The sequence below is a fragment of the Pseudomonas sp. JV245A genome, assembly GCF_032424515.1.
Classification (GTDB): Bacteria; Pseudomonadota; Gammaproteobacteria; order Pseudomonadales; family Pseudomonadaceae; genus Aquipseudomonas; species Aquipseudomonas protegens.
In genome coordinates, this window is the sequence record NZ_VYKE01000390.1 from 1 (window position 1) to 1243 (window position 1243).

2 protein-coding genes are annotated in these 1243 nt (G+C 67.0%); both read right to left on the bottom strand.

The annotated features are described in order from the left end of the window. Positions 1–16: 16 nt before the first annotated feature. A complete protein-coding gene (locus F6S12_RS31905) occupies positions 17–346 on the bottom strand; it encodes a ketosteroid isomerase (RefSeq protein ID WP_011061439.1) in 330 nt (109 codons plus the stop codon). 52 nt (positions 347–398) lie between these two features. Further along, entirely contained in the window at positions 399–1115 is a 717-nt protein-coding gene (locus tag F6S12_RS31910) for a helix-turn-helix transcriptional regulator (RefSeq protein WP_015635716.1), read from the bottom strand. Positions 1116–1243: the final 128 nt, after the last annotated feature.

Genomic DNA, 1243 nt, shown 5'->3' on the forward strand with positions numbered 1-1243 from the left:
TGCGCCAGCGGCTACATCAGCGGGAAATATCCAGGCGTTCGATCCGCCCCTGGGCGTCCAGGCGGAAGGTATGGCGCAGGGCCTGGGGGCTGCCGGGGAAGTCACCGCACACCCGGCTGTCGAGCAGCACTTTGCCGGTGCGCTGCTGGACTCCGAGGATTTCCAGGCGGCACGCGCCTTTGCCCATCCAGCGGGCGATCTGCTGGGGCCCCACGCAGTGCTCGCGTTCATCGAAGACCTGGGCGCGGTCGGCGAAGATCGACGCCACCACTGCGCTGTCGCCGCTGTTGATGGCCGTGACATAAGCGGCGATGGCCGGGGCCAGGGAAGGGTCTGTGGCCGACATGACAAAAGCTCCTTGCTGTTGAATGAGCGGGCCATGCTAAAGCCCCCGCGTGTCATTTCCTGTCAGCAGTGAAACGGCCCTGCTCATCGCTGTGCATGCGTTTGCGCCAGGCTCGCAGCCAGTCGCTGCGCCGCCCCGGATACCGCTCGCCCTGTTCCTGGGCGGCGGCAATGCGGTCGGTGCGGAAGGTCCGGTAATCCTCGCGCAACTCACACCAGGCCACGATCACCCGGGCCTCGTTGAGAAAGCCCAGGGCCAGGGGCCAGACCCGGCGCTGGCTGGGATTCTGGTTGACGTCGGCATAGTCGATCAGCAGCTTGGCCTGAAGGCGGATCGCCTGGCGGAACACATTGAGCGACACCGGGTTGTCGGGGAAGCCGTAGCCCGCCGGGCCGGGCAACAGGGTCGGATTGCGCAGTGCGTCCTGGGCCGCGGGGGCCAGCACCGCGGCGATCTTGGCCATGGCATCGGCGGCGGCCTTGCTCAGTTCCTCGTCGCCGCGCTGATCGACGTAGCGCAGGCCCAGCACCACGGCCTCGGTCTCATCGGCATTGAGCATCAACGGCGGCAGGAACAGCCCGCTGCGCAGCACGTAGCCTATCCCCGCCTCACCGTAGATCGGCGCGCCCAGGGCGGTCAGCTCGGCGATATCGCGGTACAGGGTGCGCTCGGAAACCTCCAGCTCCGAGGCCAGGGTCGCGGCGGTCACCGGACGGCTTTTGCCCCGCAGCATCTGCAGCAGGGTGAGTAAACGACTGGCTCGCGACACGCAGGTGCACTCCGGAAAAGACACCGGCGCAGATTACCAGAGCCTCCTGACAGTTTCTGTCAGGAGGATGGGGGTTGGCGGGACATTGCCAGGCATGGTTCTGCCGGGGTCCTGTAGCCGCTGGCGCA

Bases quoted from the DNA above. Each gene is read 5' to 3' on its own strand.
- F6S12_RS31905 (WP_011061439.1), bottom strand. From the start codon at position 346: ATGTCGGCCACAGACCCTTCCCTGGCCCCGGCCATCGCCGCTTATGTC.